The organism is Sinorhizobium sp. 8-89, assembly GCF_030124325.1.
GTDB lineage: Bacteria > Pseudomonadota > Alphaproteobacteria > Rhizobiales > Rhizobiaceae > Sinorhizobium.
This window is the reverse complement of the sequence record NZ_JASKLR010000004.1, coordinates 299,960-316,510: the sequence shown is the minus strand read 5'-3', so window position 1 is coordinate 316,510 and position 16,551 is coordinate 299,960. Positions and strand designations below refer to the sequence as shown.

The following is a 16,551-nucleotide window of genomic DNA, read 5'->3' as shown; positions in this document are numbered from 1 at the left end:
GAGGACACCCATGTATCTCGGACTGGATCTCGGCACGTCCGGTATCAAGGCGATGCTGATCAATGGCGAGCAGAAGATCATCGGCTCGGCGTCGGGAGCGCTCGACGTTTCGCGCCCGCATCCTGGCTGGTCGGAACAGGATCCGGCGGAGTGGATCCGCGCCACCGAGGAGGCGATCGCCGGCCTCGAGACGGCGCACCCGGAAGCGCTTGCCGCCGTCCGCGGCATCGGTCTCTCCGGCCAGATGCACGGCGCGACGCTGCTCGACAGACAAGACGCCGTGCTTCGTCCCTGCATTCTGTGGAACGATACCCGCAGCTTCCGCCAGGCCGCATTCCTCGACAGCGATCCGCAGTTCCGTGCGCTGACCGGCAATATCGTTTTCCCCGGGTTCACCGCGCCGAAGCTCGCCTGGGTGCGCGAGAACGAGCCGGAGATTTTCGCCAAAGTGCGTTGGGTCCTGCTTCCCAAGGACTATCTCCGCCTGTGGCTGACCGGCGAACATATGTCGGAAATGTCCGATTCCGCCGGCACATCCTGGCTCGACACGGGCAAGCGCAAATGGTCGGAGAGCCTGCTGGCGGCGACCCATCTCGAAGAACGGCAGATGCCGGATCTCGTCGAAGGCACGGACAGCGCCGGCACGCTCAGGCCGGAACTCGCCAGCCGCTGGGGAATGGGCACTGGCGTCGTCGTTGCCGGCGGCGCCGGCGACAACGCGGCCTCGGCCTGCGGCATGGGCACGGTCGGCGAGGGGCAGGCCTTTGTGTCGCTCGGCACCTCCGGCGTGCTTTTCGCGGCCAATGCAAGCTACCTTCCCAACCCTGAAAGCGCAGTCCATGCCTTCTGCCATGCGCTCCCGAACACCTGGCACCAGATGGGCGTCATCCTCTCGGCGACCGATGCTCTGAACTGGCATTCGGGCGTCACCGGCAAAAGTGCCGCAGAACTCACGGGCGAACTCGGCGATTTCCTGAAGGCGCCCGGTTCCGTCACGTTCCTTCCCTATCTTTCCGGCGAGCGGACGCCCCACAATGATGCGGCGATCCGCGGCGCGTTTGCCGGCCTCGGTCATGAAAGCTCGCATGCGGTGCTGACGCAGGCGGTGCTTGAAGGCGTCTCCTTCGCCATCCGCGACAGCCTGGAGGCGCTCCGTGCGGCCGGCACGAGCCTCACGCGCGTGACCGCGATCGGCGGCGGCTCGCGCTCACGCTATTGGCTGAAGTCGATCGCAACGGCGCTCAACCTGCCGGTCGATCTGCCGGCGGACGGCGATTTCGGTGCGGCTTTCGGCGCTGCACGGCTCGGTCTCATCGCCGCGACTGGCGCGGATCCCGTCGCAACCTGCTTTGCACCGGCAACGGCCGAAACCATCGCGCCGGAAGCGTCGTTGGTTTCGGCCTATGAGGATGCCTATCAGCGTTATCGTCGCCTCTATCCGGCGATCAGGGATGCGACTCTATGACCGGCCGCGGCACATCCGACCGTCGCTTATTGCGCTGGGATCTTGTCCAGGAAGCCGGTTACCTGTTTCAGCCGGCCATCCTCGATGAGGCCGAAATCCGTGCCCTCGATGACGGAGGTCCCGTTCGGCCCGAGCGTCCAGGAAAAGCGGATCGTGTCGGAGAACCCGTCCCACCTTGCCCTTGAGGGCGAAGCGGAAGCCGGGGAACTGATGTTGCACGCCGGCAATCAGCGTGTTGATCGCCTCATGGCCCTCGCCCTGCATGACCGGGTCGCGATAGCCGATCTCCGGCGTGAACGCCCTTTCGACAAGCGTGCCGCGCTTTGCGGCATCGGTCTCGTTCCAGGCAGCAATATAGGCTTCGGCAATGTGATCGAGGTCGTGCATCGGAATTTTCCCTTCGGTTTGCGTTTCGATGTGCCGACTGTCGGCGATCGAGGGAATGAAACCAATTACCTTCCACGTAATGGCCGGCCGCCGCTTGCCGCCGGCAATCCATCATCCATGAGAGGAGCAAGATCGTGAGCACGGGATTTTTCGGCGACATCGCCAAGATCAAATACGACGGACCGGAGAGCACCAATCCGCTCGCCTTTCGTCATTACAATCCGGACGAAATCGTTCTCGGCAAGCGGATGGAGGAACATCTTCGCTTTGCCGTCGCCTATTGGCACACTTTCGTCTGGCCGGGCGGCGATCCCTTCGGCGGCCAGACCTTTGAGCGTCCCTGGTTCAAGGACACGATGGAGGCCGCGAAGCTGAAGGCCGACGTCGCCTTCGAACTCTTCCAGCTTCTCGGCGTGCCATTCTACTGCTTCCACGACGCGGACGTGCGTCCGGAGGGGAGAAACTTCGCGGAGAACACCAGCAACCTCAATGAGATCGTCGACTATTTCGCGAAGAAGCAGGCCGAGACCGGCGTCAAGCTGCTCTGGGGCACTGCCAATCTCTTCTCCAACCGCCGCTACATGTCGGGTGCGGCGACCAATCCGGATCCCGACGTTTTTGCCTTTGCCGCAGCAACGGTGAAGACCTGCATCGACGCGACACAGAAGCTTGGTGGTGAGAACTACGTTCTCTGGGGCGGACGCGAAGGCTACGAGACCCTGCTCAACACCGACTTGAAGCGCGAACTCGATCAACTCGGCCGTTTCGTCAATCTGGTCGTCGAGTACAAGCACAAGAGCGGCTTCAAGGGTACGATCCTGATCGAGCCGAAGCCGCAGGAGCCGACCAAGCACCAATACGACTTCGACGTCGCCACGGTCTATGGCTTCCTCAAGAAGTACGGTCTCGAGAACGAGGTGAAGGTCAATATCGAGCAGGGCCACGCCATCCTTGCCGGCCATTCCTTCGAGCACGAACTGGCGCTCGCCAATGCGCTCGGCATCTTCGGTTCGATCGACATGAACCGCAATGATTACCAGTCCGGCTGGGATACCGACCAGTTCCCGAACAACGTTCCGGAAATGGCGCTTGCCTATTATCACGTGCTTGCGGGTGGTGGCTTCAAGACGGGCGGGACCAATTTCGATGCGAAGCTGCGCCGCCAGTCGATCGATCCGGAAGACCTCTTGATCGGCCATATCGGCGGCATGGATTGCTGCGCGCGCGGTCTCAAGGCGGCGGCGAAAATGATCGACGACAACGCGCTCTCCGCCCCGCTCGAAAAGCGCTATGCCGGCTGGAACGTGCCCGAGGCTAAGAAGATGCTCGAGGGGGGCTTTTCGCTGGAGGAGATCGAGGCCTGGGTGCGCAAGGCCGACCTCAATCCGCAGCCGAAGTCAGGCAAGCAGGAACTCTTGGAGAACGTGGTGAACCGCTACGTCTGATCACTGCGAGCGATGGGCGCTTCTGTCACAGGGGCGCCCGTCAGCTCACTCCAAAATATGATCATGCGTTTTGGCGAGGACCGAAAATGCGGCTTGCATGATACGTAGAAGCGGGATTGCCCCTCGTGAAAAATCTGTTAGCTTCTGCCTACTGCAACGTTTCAGGTCCATCAGCAATCGCGAAAATTGGGTGCAGCCGCATCTTTCCAGCAATCGGTCGCAGACCGGAATCGTGATCCAGGGAGGAAATTCGGGATGAAGACCATCAAGGGCCCAGGGCTTTTTCTTGCGCAGTTCGCCGGTGATACGGCTCCGTTCAATTCCTGGGATTCGATCACCAAATGGGCCGCCGACTGCGGCTACAAGGGCGTGCAGATTCCAAGCTGGGACGGACGGCTGTTCGACCTGAAGAAGGCTGCCGAGTCCAAGACCTATTGCGACGAAATCGCCGGAAAGGCGCGTGACAACGGCGTCGAGATCACCGAGCTCTCGACCCATCTGCAGGGCCAGTTGGTCGCCGTGCATCCGGCCTATGACGAGGCTTTCGACGGCTTCGCCGCGCCCGAGATGCGGGGCAATCCGAAGGCGCGCCAGCAATGGGCGGTGGAGCAGGTGAAGATGGCGCTGACGGCGTCGCGCAATCTCGGCCTCGACGCAATGGCGAGCTTTTCGGGCGCGCTCGCCTGGCCCTTCGTCTATCCCTGGCCGCAGCGTCCTGCCGGCCTCGTGGAAACCGCCTTCGACGAGCTTGCCCGGCGATGGAAGCCGATCCTCGACCACGCTGAGGATTGCGGTGTCGATGTGTGTTACGAGATCCACCCGGGCGAAGACCTGCACGACGGCATCACCTACGAGATGTTCCTGGAGCGCACCGGCAACCACGCCCGCGCCTGCATGCTCTACGATCCGTCGCACTACGTGCTGCAGTGCCTGGACTATCTCGACAATATCGACATCTACAAGGACCGGATCCGGATGTTCCACGTCAAGGACGCGGAGTTCAATCCGACCGGCCGTCAGGGCGTCTATGGCGGCTACCAGAGTTGGGTGAACCGCGCCGGACGCTTCCGTTCGCTCGGCGACGGCCAGGTCGATTTCGGCGCCATCTTCTCGAAGATGGCCGCCAATGATTTTGCCGGCTGGGCCGTCGTCGAGTGGGAGTGCTGCCTGAAGCATCCGGAAGACGGCGCGCGGGAAGGCGCTGAGTTCGTCAAGGCGCACATCATCCGCGTTACCGAAAAGGCCTTCGACGATTTTGCCGACAGCGGAACGGACGAGGCAGCGAACCGGCGGATGCTGGGAATCTGATTTTCTGCCCCTCACCCTAGCCTCTCTCCGCACGCGGGGAGAGGAGACTTATGAGCCCGCGGCTTGCCCCTTCTCCCGTCGTCCGCACAGGGAGGTCGCGGCAGCGGGATGAGGGGCGATTTCAGTTGCAAACACTTCAGGAGAGGAATTCAGAATGGCAATTGAGGGAAGCAGCACGGAAAGTCGTCAAAAGCGCATCCGGCTTGGCATGGTTGGCGGCGGTTCCGGCGCCTTCATCGGCGCAGTCCACCGCATCGCGGCAAGGCTTGACGATCACTATGAACTCGTCGCCGGTGCGCTGTCGTCGACGCCGGAAAAGGCGCAAGCCTCCGGCCGTGAGCTGGGGCTCGATCCGAAGCGCGTCTATTCGGACTTCAAGGAGATGGCGATCCGCGAGGCGAAGCTCAAGGACGGTATCGAGGCGGTTGCGATCGTGACCCCGAACCATGTCCATTACGCCGCCGCCAAGGAGTTCCTGAAGCGCGGCATCCACGTCATCTGCGACAAGCCGCTGACTTCCACGATTGCTGATGCGAAAAAGCTCAAGAAGGCGGTGGACGAAAGCGACGTGCTGTTCGTGCTGACGCACAATTATACCGGCTATCCCATGGTGCGCCAGGCGCGCGAAATGGTGGCGAACGGCGATATCGGCGCGGTTCGGCTCGTGCAGATGGAGTATCCTCAGGACTGGCTGACCGAGAACATCGAGCAGTCCGGCCAGAAGCAGGCCGCGTGGCGAACCGATCCGGCCCGCTCCGGCGCCGGCGGCTCTACCGGCGACATCGGTACTCATGCCTATAACCTCGGCTGCTTCGTTTCCGGTCTCGAACTGGAGGAACTTTCCGCCGATCTCGACAGCTTCGTCGGCGGTCGTCAACTCGACGACAATGCACATGTGATGATGCGCTTCAAGGCGAAGGACGGCGCGCGTGCCAAGGGCATGCTCTGGTGCAGCCAAGTGGCGCCTGGCCATGAGAACGGCCTGATGGTCCGGGTCTACGGCACCAAGGGCGGCCTCGAATGGACGCAGAAGGACCCGAACTATCTCTGGTACACGCCGTTCGGCGAACCGAAGCGCCTGCTGACGCGTGCCGGTGCCGGGGCGGGACCGGCCGCCGCCCGCGTCTCGCGCATTCCCTCCGGCCATCCGGAAGGATACCTCGAAGGTTTCGCCAACATCTACTCGGAAGCCGCACGGGCGATTTTCGCCAAGCGCAACGGCGAGAAGGTCGATGCGGCAGTCACCTATCCGACGATAGACGACGGCATGAAAGGCATGGTCTTCGTCGATGCCTGCGTGCAGTCCTCGAAGCGCAACGGCGCCTGGATCAAGGTCTGACTTAGACGACGCAAGATCGAGGAGGGCGGAGTAACCTCGCCCTTTTCGCGGTTGACATTTGCCGTCGCGGCTTTAGGCCACGTTTGAAAACGAGAGCTGGTTTAGGAAAAGCCCTGCGGTCTTCGGTCCGCATCCGCTCTATCCGATGAAAATGCAGCGGCGCCGGTTTCGGCGTCGGCTGCACAGACGACGAGGCCGAACAATGATCGAAGCCAAGAAGCTGGCAGACCGCTTTCCGGGTGACTTTGTCTTCGGAGTGGCAACCGCATCGTTCCAGATCGAGGGCGCGAGCAAGGCGGACGGGCGCAAGCCCTCCATCTGGGACGCGTTCTCGAACATGCCCGGCCGCGTTTTCGGGCGCCACAACGGTGACGTCGCTTGCGACCATTACAATCGGCTCGAAGAAGATCTGGACCTGATCGAGAACCTCGGCGTCGAGGCCTATCGCTTCTCGATCGCCTGGCCGCGCATCATTCCGGAGGGGACGGGCCCGATCAATGAGAAAGGGCTCGATTTCTACGACCGGCTTGTCGACGGGCTGAAGACGCGCGGCATCAAGGCCTTCGCCACTCTCTACCACTGGGACCTGCCGCTTGCCTTGATGGGCGATGGCGGCTGGACGGCGCGGACGACCGCCTACGCCTATCAACGCTATGCCAAGACCGTCATCGCCCGCCTCGGTGACCGGCTCGATGCCGTCGCCACTTTCAACGAACCCTGGTGCTCCGTATGGCTCAGCCATCTCTACGGCGTTCACGCGCCGGGCGAGCGCAACATGGATGCGGCGCTCGCTGCGCTTCACTTCACCAATCTCGCGCATGGCCTCGGTGTCGAGGCGATCCGCTCCGAAAGATCGAGTCTGCCGACGGGCATCGTCATCAACGCCCACTCGGTCTATCCGGGCAGCAAAAGTGCCAAGGACAAGGCCGCGGCCGAACGCGCCTTCGATTTCCATAACGGCGTCTTCTTCGGCCCGATCTTCAAGGGAGAGTACCCCGAAAGCTTCCTGTCGGCGCTTGGCGATCGCATGCCCTTGATCGAGGACGGCGACATGGCGACGATTTCGCAACCGCTCGATTGGTGGGGCCTCAACTACTATACCCCGATGCGGGTTTCGGATGACCCGACGCCAGGTGCAGATTATCCGGCAACAGTAAATGCCAAGCCGGTGAGCGACATGAAGACGGATATCGGCTGGGAGGTCTATGCGCCGGCGCTCGGCACGCTTGTCGAAACGCTCAACGCCCGCTATCGGCTTCCCGACTGCTACATCACAGAGAACGGCGCCTGCTACAACATGAGTGTCGAAAACGGCGCCGTCGACGATCAGCCGCGGCTCGACTACATCGCCGACCACCTGTCGGTCACGGCGGACCTGATCGCCAAGGGCTATCCGATGCGCGGCTATTTTGCCTGGAGCCTGATGGACAATTTCGAATGGGCCGAGGGCTACCGTATGCGCTTCGGCATCGTCCACGTGGACTACGACACGCAGGTCCGCACCATCAAGAAGAGCGGTCGATGGTACAAGGAATTGGCGGAAGAGTTTCCGAAAGGCAACCATAGGGGCGCGTGAGGTCGGAGTCGGATGGCAGCGCGCTGCGCCCTCGCTGCCCCCGCCGGCATCCTCAATTCGCCGCTCCCTCAAAGTGAGCGGCGGGCCTCGCGTCTCGGCCCACAATAAGCACGCTTTTTGCGCGCAGCCGCGTGCTTTCGGAAAAATTTGCCTGTGAAAGCGGTTAGTCAAACGCCATAAACGACATAGATTGCGTGGCATGGCGGCCATGTCCGCAATGGCGTTGAATTGACCGGTTGCCTGATGATAGAGAGTTGCTCCCTGTTCCGAATGCGTTGTCGAATGTCGGCCTGAAGAAGTGATGCGGGCAGAAACCGCGCCCACTTTTCCTCATACCGCTCCTGACGCATTTTCCGTTCCGGCCCTGCCAGGGACAAGAGTTTCGAACATCCGAGAGCATCATGTATCCTCATCACATCGCCAAGTTCCCTCCTTCGGGGGTGACCGGACTATGACCGCTTCCGTACCCACGCCCTCGTCCGATGACGTCTCAGTCGCCTTCAAGGGGGTCTCCAAGCATTTTGGGGCGTCCGGCGAAAGTGGCGCCTTTACCGCGCTCAACAATGTCGACCTCAACGTCGCGCGAGGCTCCATCACGGGCATCATCGGCCGTTCCGGCGCCGGTAAATCGACGCTGATCCGGCTGGTGAATGGCCTCGAGAAACCGTCGAACGGCAAGGTGCTCGTCGATGGCGTCGACGTGGGTGCGCTTGACGAGGCGAGCTTGCGCAATCTCCGGCGCTCGGTCGGCATGATCTTCCAGCATTTCAATCTGCTTTCCTCACGCACCGTCTTCGGCAACGTCGCGCTGCCGCTGGAAATTGCCGGCATGGATCGTCGTGCCATCGAGGCGCGCGTGCGGCCGCTTCTCGATCTCGTCGGCCTTGCCGACAAGCACGCCCGCTACCCGGCCGAGCTCTCCGGCGGCCAGAAGCAGCGCATCGGCATTGCCCGAGCGCTCGCGACCGAGCCGAAACTGCTGCTTTCCGACGAAGCGACATCGGCGCTCGACCCGGAGACGACCCAGTCGATCCTCGAACTCTTGAAGCGCATCAATGCCGAACTGGGACTGACTGTCCTGCTCATCACCCATGAGATGGAAGTGGTGAAGGCCGTCACGTCGGATGTGGCCGTCATCGACAGGGGCGAAATCGTCGAATGGGGCAAGACCTTCGATGTCTTCACGCATCCGAAGCACGAGACGACGCGTGCGCTCCTGTCCGGATTGCCGGGCTCGAAACTGCCGGATGCCGTTGCGCGCGGCCTGAAGCCAGCCGCGAGCGCAGGCGATCGTGCAGTAGTGCGCCTCACCTTCTTCGGCGCCACGGCCGAACGGCCTTTGATCTCGCAGCTCATCAAATCGGTCGGCGCCGAAGTCAACATCATTGCCGGCACAATCGATGAGATCGGCGGCAAGCCCTATGGTTCGCTCGTGGTTGCCTATGCGGCGGACGCCGAAACGTCAGCCAGGGCGGAGCGCTTCTTCACCGAGAACGGACTGGTCACGGAGGTGCTCGGCTATGTCGCCTGATCTTCTGCTGCTCATCGCCAAGGCCACGTTTGACACGTTGCGTATGGTGGCGATTGCTGGCCTGATCGGCTCGTTGATCGGCCTGCCGATTGGCATTTTCCTCGCAACCAGCGGCAGGGGCGAGCTGTTCCCGGCGCCCAACATCAACCGCGTCGTGGGGCTCATCGTCAATGCCACGCGCTCGACGCCCTTCATCATCCTGGTCGTTGCGATCATCCCCTTCACGCGTCTCGTCACCGGCACCTCGATCGGGACGAAGGCGGCAATCGTGCCTTTGACCATCGCGACCATTCCGTTCTTCGCGCGACTGGTCGAGGCGGCAATCCGCGATATCGACAAGGGTCTGATTGAGGCTGCCCGCGCCATGGGCGCGACCCCGACGCAGATCGTCTTCAAGGTGCTTCTGGCCGAGGCCCGTCCGGCACTGACGCTAGCGCTCACCATGACTATCGTCAGCCTTATCGGCTACTCGGCGATGGTCGGGGCTGTTGGCGGCGGCGGTCTCGGCGATCTCGGCATCCGCTACGGCTACCAGCGCTTCAGGCCGGACGTGATGCTGATCGTCGTCGTCGTGCTGATCGTGCTCGTGCAACTGGTGCAGAGCGCGGGGGACCGCCTCGCCCGCCGCTTCGACAAACGCAGCCGTAAGAACTGATCCTCTCCCAAGACATCGAACAGTAACAAGGAGACCTCCATGAAAAAGCTTATTCTAGCCGCGGCCTTCGCCGCCCTTGCGGCCGGCACCGCGCTCGCGGAGACCATCAAGGTCGGCGTGACCCCGGGCGAGCATGCCCAGATCATGGAGAAGGTGAAGGAAGTCGCCGCTCCCAAGGGCCTCGATATCGAGATCCTCGAATTCTCCGACTATGTGGTTCCGAACCAGGCGCTCGCCGATGGCGAACTCAACGCCAATTCCTTCCAGCACCAGCCCTATCTCGACAACCAGATCGCCGATCGGGGCTACGATATCGTCAGCGTGGGCCTGACCATCACCACGCCGATGGGTGTCTACTCGAACAAGGTGAAGAGCCTCGATGAGCTCACGGACGGCGCGACGATCGCCATTCCGAACGATCCGACCAACGGCGGCCGCGCGCTCCTGGTTCTCGCGTCGAAGGGCCTCATCAAGGTCAATCCGGATGTCGGGCTGAAGGCCACCCCGGCTGACGTGACGGAAAATCCGAAGAACATCGAGTTCGCCGAACTCGATGCCGCCCAGCTTCCGCGCTCGCTGGCCGATGTCGACGCGGCCGTGATCAACACCAACTACGCGCTCGAGGCCGACCTTCATCCCAAGGAGGACGCCATCGCCATCGAAAGCGAGAAGTCTCCTTATGCCAACGTCATTGCGGTGCGTGCCGCGGACAAGGATGCACCCTGGGTGAAGACGCTCGTCGAATCCTATCACGACGACAGCGTCAAGGCCTTCATCGTCGATACCTTCAAGGGTGCGCTCATCCCGAGCTGGTAAGCCTGTTCGTTGAACGCAGACATGAACCGCGCGGCGCAACCTGGGCGCGCGGTTTTCCTTTGACCACGAGAGCCGCTTCGCTATCCTCCGGGCAGTTTGAGGAGGACATGAGATGAGCTGGATGAAGGGTGGATGTTTGTGCGGTGCGGTGCGCTACGAGGCGAAGAAAGCGCCGATCTATTCAGGCTTCTGCCATTGCCGCGACTGCCAACGGGCCACGGGTAGCGGCCATAGCTGCTATATGATCTTCTCGCACGCCGACGTCGATGTCACCGGCGAGCTCCGCGCCTACAAGAAGCTCGCCGAAAACGGCAATGTGACGACCCGCTACTTCTGTCCCACGTGTGGCAGCCAGATCTTCTCGTCCGGTGCCGACCGTTGGACGGTTTATGCCGGCACGCTCGACGAAATGTCACTGTTTGAGCCCACTGATGCGGTCTTCACCCGCAGTCGTCCGCATTGGGATCGGCTGGCCCTTGGCGTGGATGAGTACGAGACGCTGCCGGGCTGATGGGCACGAGGAGTGATTGCTGAGCGGCAGGGCAGAGGGGGTGCCTCGTTACCGCTCGGCCTGGGCCCGCCGGACTCAGACGCCGCCTCAGCTTCCGAGATGTCGCTCGCCGCGCTTCTTCGCCAGCGCAATCTGCCTCTGCCGTTCGCGGTAGCGCTCGCGGTCCTCGTCGGTGCGGACCTCATGACAGTGGATGCAGGAGACGCCTTCCTCGTGGAGGGGAGACAACAGGTCTTCCGGGGTCAGGGGCTGGCGGCAGGCGTGGCAGAGCGTGTGCTCGCCTTCTGTGAGCCCATGGGTCACGGAAACGCGTTCGTCGAAGACGAAGCAGGCACCATCCCAAAGGCTTTGCTCCTCAGGGATCTCCTCGAGATATTTGAGGATGCCGCCCTTCAGATGATAGACCTCTTCGAAGCCTTGCTCCTTCATGAAGGCCGTGGCCTTCTCGCAGCGGATGCCGCCGGTGCAGTACATGGCGATCTTCGGCTTGTTGTGCAGGCCGGCGTTGTTGCGCACCCACTCCGGAAACTCGCGGAAGGTCTTGGTCTTCGGATCGACAGCACCGCGGAAAAGGCCGATCGCCGTCTCGTAGTCATTGCGCGTGTCGATCACCAGCGTCTCCGGGTCGGAGATCAGCGCGTTCCAATCCTTCGGGTCCACGTAGGTGCCGACCACCTTGTTGGGGTCGATGTTTTCGACGCCCATGGTGACGATCTCTTTCTTGAGCCGCACCTTCATGCGGAGAAACGGCATCACCGAAGCCCGGCTTTCCTTGTGTTCGAGGCGGGTGAATTCCGGCTGCGCGCGCAGAAATGCGAGCACCGCGGATATGCCCTCGTCGGAACCGGCGATCGTGCCGTTGATGCCCTCATGTGCGACGAGCAGGGTGCCCTTCACGTCATTGGCGTCGCAGACTGCCTGCAGCGGTTCGCGAAAATCTGCGAAGCGCTGGAAGGGAACGAAATGGTAAAGCGCTGCCACCAGAAACTGGCCTTGTGTCTCCGGGCGCGGGGTCATGGATATGTCGGTCATGTGCCACGCAAATACAGCTTTCGGCCGCCAAGTGCAATCGCAGCCGCCGTGTCCAATTGTCCGGCTGGCCAGTGGCCGCGTCAGGGGCAAAATAAAGGCGACGCCACCCTACCGTCCGGCCTCAAGCCAGAGCAACTCGATCGTTCGGCTTTCGTCTTTTGGCTCGTCGAGAAAGACCGCCGCCGCCCGTCGCCGCGCCTCCGCTCTCAGTGCCTTTTCCCGCGTGATAACAGCGGAAAGGAGGTGCGCCTGGTTCTGGCTGCTGCCGGCAAGCCCCGGCTCCTCGTTGATCAGCGATGTCAGCGTGGCAAGGTCGTTCAAATGGCCGAGCACGTCTACGAGCGCCTTGGCTTCCGTCCCCTTCGCCCCCATTGCTGAGGGCCAGATCTCCCGCATTAGCGCCAGTTGCATGCGGTAATCCTGGGTTCGCTTGCGCAACTCGTGGAAAAGCGTGGCATCGGTGCCCGCTTCGCAGGCTGCCCTCGCGCACGCGGCACGCTTCAGGGTACGGCGCCAGCCTTTTTTCAGCCGGGCCGCGGAGTTTCGTTTACCGTCGTCGAAGGTAACATGCACGAGTGCGGCAAGCGCCTGCTCGCAGTCGATGATTGTCGCGGCGATCTTGGTTTCGATGTCCGCTTCGCTCTCGGCAATCCGGTCGCGGCGTTCCGCGAGAATGGTGTAGATCTGGTCGAGGGCCGTACTCTGTTCGTCGCTCTTCGTCTGCCCGCGCAGGTAGTTGATGTTCTCGACAAGTGCGGCAGCGTCGCGGGCGGTCGATAGATTTCGCGCCATTGCGCGTATGCGAACGTTTTCCTGCTTCTGGAACAGCGGCGCGTCGGAGGCCACAAGCCGGTAGAGCGAACGCAACCGCTTGAAGTTCTTGCGGGCGTCATGAATTGCTTCGTGAACGCCTTGCGGCCGATGCTCGAGCACCGCAACCGCGCGTCCGATCTGTTCGGTCCCGACAGCCCGAAAGTCCTCGGTGAAAGGCCGACCGGGAATGAACGCATAACTCATGATTGCGCTTCCAGCAGCCCCTCTGTGGCAAGCGCCTGATTGGAATAACGGCGGTCTCCGGTAATCTCGCGCCCCAGCCATTTCGGCAGGGTCGGCAAATCCGTTTCCCGCTTCATCTCGACCTCGGCGACGACAAGCCCGGCGAGCGCCCCCTCGTAGACGTCGACCTCCCAGGTGAAGCCCCTGTGGGGGACGCGATAACGTCGCTTCTCGACGACGATCCCGACCGCCTGGGTCAGCAATTCCCGAGCATCGTCCATGGGAAGATCGTATTCGTATTCATTGCGAACGAGCGCCGACTTGCCGATCTTGATGGTCAGCCGCGCCCACTTGTTGCCATGGATCCGCACACGGACGGAGCGATCTTCCATTGTAACGACGTAGGCTTGCTGTAGTTTTATGCCCTTGTCCGCGTGCTCCTGCCAACCGCCGTCAGCGACCAGGAACTTGCGCTCTATCTCCTTCGCCATGGATTTCCCGCCATTTCGAGAGGTGGACTGCGGATAAACTATCGTTTTATCATCAAGGCTCAAGCCATCTCTTTGCTGCCGATGATATTTTATTTTCGCTGTTATAAGGCGAGGATGTGTTCACGACCTTCGGTCTCGACAAGCACGGCCGGGGAGGGTATGCGAAGCGGAACATTCAATCGTTTTAAAAGGTGACCGGCATGAGCGCGAAAACCGACAAGCTTCTCTCCATCCTCAAGCTGCAACCGGTAGTTCCGGTGCTGGTCATCGACGATGCTGCAACGGCCGTGCCGCTGGCGCGGGCACTGGTCGCCGGCGGCCTGAAGGCGATCGAGATCACGCTGCGCACGCAGGCGGCGCTGGATGCGATCCGCGCCGTCGCCGCCGAAGTCGAGGGCGCTGTCGCCGGTGCCGGCACGATTCTCAACGCCGCACAGTTCGAGCAGGCCGTGGAGGCAGGATCGCAGTTCATCGTCAGTCCCGGCACGACGCAGGAACTGATCGACGTCGCCAACGATCACGAAGTGCCGCTGCTGCCGGGGGCGGCGACAGCGAGCGAGGTGATGGGGCTGCGCGAGGAAGGCTATCAGGTCATGAAGTTTTTCCCGGCCGAGCAGGCCGGAGGTGCTGCCTATCTGAAGTCGCTTTCCTCGCCGCTCGCCGGCACCTTGTTCTGCCCGACCGGCGGCATCTCGCTTGGCAACGCCCGCGATTATCTGTCGTTGCCGAACGTCGTCTGCGTCGGCGGTTCCTGGGTGGCGCCGAAGGAGCTGGTGGCGAAAGGCGACTGGGCCGGGATCACCAAGCTTGCCGCAGAAGCCTACGCGCTCAAGGGCTGATTTCACGCAACACCGAAGCGTGCCAAGGCCGGGCGCCCCGGCCTTTTTCGTGTTCAATGCGAATTGTATTTTTCTCGCAACGTTCCTATGTCTCAATCCGCCGACGACACGGGGCGAGCGTTTTCCTGTATTGCCGTCGCGCGGTAACCGAAGAGGAGCGAAGCCATGTTCGACGCGAAGAAGTTGCTGGATCAATTCTTGGGTTCGCAGGTGCCTGGCGCCGGCGGCACGGTGGGCGACCGGGCCGATCAGGTGACCAGGCTTGCCAAGGATAATCCGCTTGCTACGGGCGCGATCACGGCGGTTCTTCTAGGAACGAAATCCGGCCGCAAGCTCGCCGGCAACGCGGCGGTGCTTGGTGGTCTCGCGGCGGTCGCCGGGCTTGGCTACCAGGCCTACAAGAACTACCAGGCCGGCAAAGCGCCGGCCGCCGAGGCAGCCTCACAGCCGACGCCGGAGCTCCTGCCGCCGCCGGCCGATTCCGGCTTTACGGCACCGGCAGCCGTGAGCAACGACTTTGCCCTGATCCTGGTGCGCGCCATGATCGCCGCTTCCCGCGCCGACGGCCATATCGACGAGACCGAGCGTGCTCACATCATGGACAAGCTGTCGGTTTCCGGCCTCTCGGCCGACGCGGCGGCCTTCCTCGAGGATGAGCTCGCCAATCCGGTCGATCTCGACGCGATCGTCGCTGCCGCCGCGACGGAGGAGCAGCGCGTCGAGATCTATACCGCGTCGCGTCTTGCGATCGAGCCGGAGAGCCGGGCCGAACGCGGCTATCTCGACCTGCTCGCCGGTCGTCTCGGGCTCGCCGACGCGCTTGTCGACCATATCGAGGCAACGGTCTCGGGAGCCAAGGTTCCCGCCTGAGCTCCGCCAGCGTCGTGAACACGGAGGCCGCGCGTCCCCCGATCGAGGAAGGCGCGTGGCACACGCCCGGCTCATAGTTCCATCACCAGTTTGAATTTGTAACCGCCTGCATGATTCCTTAAATCGATCAAGGACAGAACCATGCAGCATTAAAAGTGCTACAGCGACTTAGCGCGTCTGATCAGACGCGCGGAGCCAGCATCTGTCCTATTTGCGGATGCAGACAAGAATTTGGAGTCGTCGATGCGCGATCTTGCCAACTGGAAGGGATGTCCGGCGCCGCGGCCGGTCCTCATCGAGGGCCGATACGTTCGGCTGGAACCGTACGAGCGGAGGCAGCACCTTGAGGCTTTGTGGGACGGTCTCGGCGGCATGGGCATCAATCCGCTGCTGAAATATTTCACGCAGGACGACTTTTCCGGCATCGATGCGTTCGATGCCTGGCTGAGGGCGGCGCAGGAGAAATCCGGCTGGGTTACGGAGGTGTTCCGCGACAAGGCGGCCGGCAAGGTCGTCGGCATGGCGAACTACATGCGTGCGGATCCTGCCAACGGCGTCGTGGAAGTCGGTGCCGTTGCCCACGGCCCCGCAATGGCGCGCTCGCCGCTCTCGACGGAGGCGCACTACCTGATGGCCAGGCATGTTTTCGAAGACTTGGGCTATCGCCGCTACGAATGGAAATGCCACAGTGAAAATCAACCGAGCCGCACCACTGCAGCGCGTCTCGGCTTCACGTTCGAAGGCATTTTCCGCCAGCATATGATCTCGAAACACGCCAACCGCGATACCGCCTGGTTCTCGATCATCGACGGCGAATGGCCGCTCATCAAGGCTGCATTCGAAGCTTGGCTGTCGCCTGAAAACTTCGATTGTGATGGCCGCCAGAAGCGCCGCCTCGAGGATATTCGCGCGGATCTAGCGGCAAAGGAGCGAACGTGAGCCCGCCTGAGAAAAAGGAAAGATCCGCCGCAATCGCGGCCGCGGTCATTCTTGTCGTCGTCGCCGTCGGCTTCTTTGCCTTGCCGTCGATCATGCTTTGGCTCGGCGATATTTCGCCATGGCTCGCCGCGGCCTTCGGCGCTCTCTTCGTGCTCGGTTTCTTCCTGATTTTCTGGTTGCGCGCCCGCCATCAGCGCCGACGCGGACAGTGACGTTGGGTACCGAGCGTTTGAATGGTGAGATTGCGCTCGCCACCACTCTCGCCCTAGCCCTCTCCCCCGCAGGCAGGGAGAGGGGACTGTAAGCGCGCGGCGAGTCCCTTCTCCCCGTCAAAACGGGGAGAAGGTGCCG

General features: G+C 62.2%; 16 protein-coding genes and 1 pseudogene. 13 read left to right on the top strand and 4 right to left on the bottom strand.

What is annotated here, in order from left to right; all coding sequences use genetic code 11:
* The first annotated feature begins 10 nt into the window (after positions 1-10).
* Entirely contained in the window at positions 11-1,465 is a 1,455-nt protein-coding gene (gene xylB, locus QN219_RS11550; RefSeq protein WP_283999798.1) for a xylulokinase, read from the top strand.
* A gap of 26 nt (positions 1,466-1,491) precedes the next feature.
* On the opposite strand, the pseudogene QN219_RS11545 reads toward xylB, so the two are convergent.
* A pseudogene (locus tag QN219_RS11545) lies at positions 1,492-1,852 on the bottom strand (nuclear transport factor 2 family protein).
* A gap of 134 nt (positions 1,853-1,986) precedes the next feature.
* Here QN219_RS11545 and xylA point away from each other — a divergent pair.
* The 8 genes from xylA (at position 1,987) to QN219_RS11505 (ending at position 11,033) form a co-directional block, all read left to right on the top strand.
* Positions 1,987-3,297 carry a xylose isomerase gene (gene xylA, locus QN219_RS11540; RefSeq protein WP_283999797.1) on the top strand — a complete coding sequence of 437 codons (1,311 nt, stop codon included), beginning with the start codon at positions 1,987-1,989 and terminating at the stop codon, positions 3,295-3,297.
* Between the two features lie 255 nt (positions 3,298-3,552).
* The gene (locus QN219_RS11535; RefSeq protein WP_283999796.1) at positions 3,553-4,605 is read left to right on the top strand and encodes a sugar phosphate isomerase/epimerase; all 1,053 of its coding nucleotides are present in this window, start codon (positions 3,553-3,555) and stop codon (positions 4,603-4,605) included.
* A 154-nt stretch (positions 4,606-4,759) separates the two neighbouring features.
* Positions 4,760-5,944: a Gfo/Idh/MocA family oxidoreductase gene (locus tag QN219_RS11530; RefSeq protein ID WP_283999795.1), complete on the top strand. Its 1,185-nt coding sequence runs from the start codon at positions 4,760-4,762 to the stop codon at positions 5,942-5,944.
* A 202-nt stretch (positions 5,945-6,146) separates the two neighbouring features.
* Positions 6,147-7,520 (top strand): GH1 family beta-glucosidase, encoded by a 1,374-nt coding sequence (locus tag QN219_RS11525; protein ID WP_283999794.1) that lies wholly within the window; start codon positions 6,147-6,149, stop codon positions 7,518-7,520.
* A 451-nt stretch (positions 7,521-7,971) separates the two neighbouring features.
* Positions 7,972-9,051 carry a methionine ABC transporter ATP-binding protein gene (locus tag QN219_RS11520; protein WP_283999793.1) on the top strand — a complete coding sequence of 360 codons (1,080 nt, stop codon included), beginning with the start codon at positions 7,972-7,974 and terminating at the stop codon, positions 9,049-9,051.
* The gene (locus QN219_RS11515; RefSeq protein WP_283999792.1) at positions 9,041-9,706 is read left to right on the top strand and encodes a methionine ABC transporter permease; all 666 of its coding nucleotides are present in this window, start codon (positions 9,041-9,043) and stop codon (positions 9,704-9,706) included. Before QN219_RS11520 ends, QN219_RS11515 begins: the two co-directional genes overlap by 11 nt.
* A 39-nt stretch (positions 9,707-9,745) precedes the next feature.
* Entirely contained in the window at positions 9,746-10,522 is a 777-nt protein-coding gene (locus QN219_RS11510) for a MetQ/NlpA family ABC transporter substrate-binding protein (protein WP_283999791.1), read from the top strand.
* 112 nt (positions 10,523-10,634) lie between these two features.
* Entirely contained in the window at positions 10,635-11,033 is a 399-nt protein-coding gene (locus QN219_RS11505) for a GFA family protein (RefSeq protein ID WP_283999790.1), read from the top strand.
* An 87-nt stretch (positions 11,034-11,120) separates the two neighbouring features.
* Here the strand turns inward: QN219_RS11505 and QN219_RS11500 are convergent, their stop codons facing one another.
* The 3 genes from QN219_RS11500 to QN219_RS11490 form a co-directional block, all read right to left on the bottom strand.
* Entirely contained in the window at positions 11,121-12,065 is a 945-nt protein-coding gene (locus QN219_RS11500; protein ID WP_283999789.1) for a rhodanese-related sulfurtransferase, read from the bottom strand.
* Between the two features lie 108 nt (positions 12,066-12,173).
* On the bottom strand, positions 12,174-13,082 hold the full coding sequence (locus QN219_RS11495; protein WP_283999788.1) for a CHAD domain-containing protein: 909 nt from the start codon (positions 13,080-13,082) through the stop codon (positions 12,174-12,176).
* A complete protein-coding gene (locus tag QN219_RS11490; protein ID WP_283999787.1) occupies positions 13,079-13,552 on the bottom strand; it encodes a CYTH domain-containing protein in 474 nt (157 codons plus the stop codon). Before QN219_RS11490 ends, QN219_RS11495 begins: the two co-directional genes overlap by 4 nt.
* A gap of 200 nt (positions 13,553-13,752) precedes the next feature.
* Between QN219_RS11490 and QN219_RS11485 the strand changes: the two genes are divergently transcribed.
* From QN219_RS11485 to QN219_RS11470, 4 genes are all read left to right on the top strand, one after another.
* Complete coding sequence (locus QN219_RS11485; RefSeq protein ID WP_283999786.1) at positions 13,753-14,391, top strand: 2-dehydro-3-deoxy-phosphogluconate aldolase; 639 nt, start codon at positions 13,753-13,755, stop codon at positions 14,389-14,391.
* Between the two features lie 165 nt (positions 14,392-14,556).
* On the top strand, positions 14,557-15,261 hold the full coding sequence (locus QN219_RS11480) for a tellurite resistance TerB family protein (protein WP_283999785.1): 705 nt from the start codon (positions 14,557-14,559) through the stop codon (positions 15,259-15,261).
* Between the two features lie 243 nt (positions 15,262-15,504).
* Positions 15,505-16,200: a GNAT family protein gene (locus QN219_RS11475; RefSeq protein WP_283999784.1), complete on the top strand. Its 696-nt coding sequence runs from the start codon at positions 15,505-15,507 to the stop codon at positions 16,198-16,200.
* Positions 16,197-16,412 (top strand): hypothetical protein, encoded by a 216-nt coding sequence (locus QN219_RS11470; protein ID WP_283999783.1) that lies wholly within the window; start codon positions 16,197-16,199, stop codon positions 16,410-16,412. Before QN219_RS11475 ends, QN219_RS11470 begins: the two co-directional genes overlap by 4 nt.
* Positions 16,413-16,551 lie beyond the last annotated feature (139 nt).

Bases quoted from the DNA above. Each gene is read 5' to 3' on its own strand.
- QN219_RS11525 (WP_283999794.1), top strand. From the start codon at position 6,147: ATGATCGAAGCCAAGAAGCTGGCAGACCGCTTTCCGGGTGACTTTGTC.
- QN219_RS11485 (WP_283999786.1), top strand. From the start codon at position 13,753: ATGAGCGCGAAAACCGACAAGCTTCTCTCCATCCTCAAGCTGCAACCG.
- QN219_RS11510 (WP_283999791.1), top strand. From the start codon at position 9,746: ATGAAAAAGCTTATTCTAGCCGCGGCCTTCGCCGCCCTTGCGGCCGGC.
- QN219_RS11475 (WP_283999784.1), top strand. From the start codon at position 15,505: ATGCGCGATCTTGCCAACTGGAAGGGATGTCCGGCGCCGCGGCCGGTC.
- QN219_RS11535 (WP_283999796.1), top strand. From the start codon at position 3,553: ATGAAGACCATCAAGGGCCCAGGGCTTTTTCTTGCGCAGTTCGCCGGT.
- QN219_RS11490 (WP_283999787.1), bottom strand. From the start codon at position 13,552: ATGGCGAAGGAGATAGAGCGCAAGTTCCTGGTCGCTGACGGCGGTTGG.
- QN219_RS11495 (WP_283999788.1), bottom strand. From the start codon at position 13,082: ATGAGTTATGCGTTCATTCCCGGTCGGCCTTTCACCGAGGACTTTCGG.
- QN219_RS11515 (WP_283999792.1), top strand. From the start codon at position 9,041: ATGTCGCCTGATCTTCTGCTGCTCATCGCCAAGGCCACGTTTGACACG.
- QN219_RS11505 (WP_283999790.1), top strand. From the start codon at position 10,635: ATGAGCTGGATGAAGGGTGGATGTTTGTGCGGTGCGGTGCGCTACGAG.
- xylB (WP_283999798.1), top strand. From the start codon at position 11: ATGTATCTCGGACTGGATCTCGGCACGTCCGGTATCAAGGCGATGCTG.
- QN219_RS11530 (WP_283999795.1), top strand. From the start codon at position 4,760: ATGGCAATTGAGGGAAGCAGCACGGAAAGTCGTCAAAAGCGCATCCGG.
- QN219_RS11480 (WP_283999785.1), top strand. From the start codon at position 14,557: ATGTTCGACGCGAAGAAGTTGCTGGATCAATTCTTGGGTTCGCAGGTG.
- QN219_RS11520 (WP_283999793.1), top strand. From the start codon at position 7,972: ATGACCGCTTCCGTACCCACGCCCTCGTCCGATGACGTCTCAGTCGCC.
- QN219_RS11500 (WP_283999789.1), bottom strand. From the start codon at position 12,065: ATGACCGACATATCCATGACCCCGCGCCCGGAGACACAAGGCCAGTTT.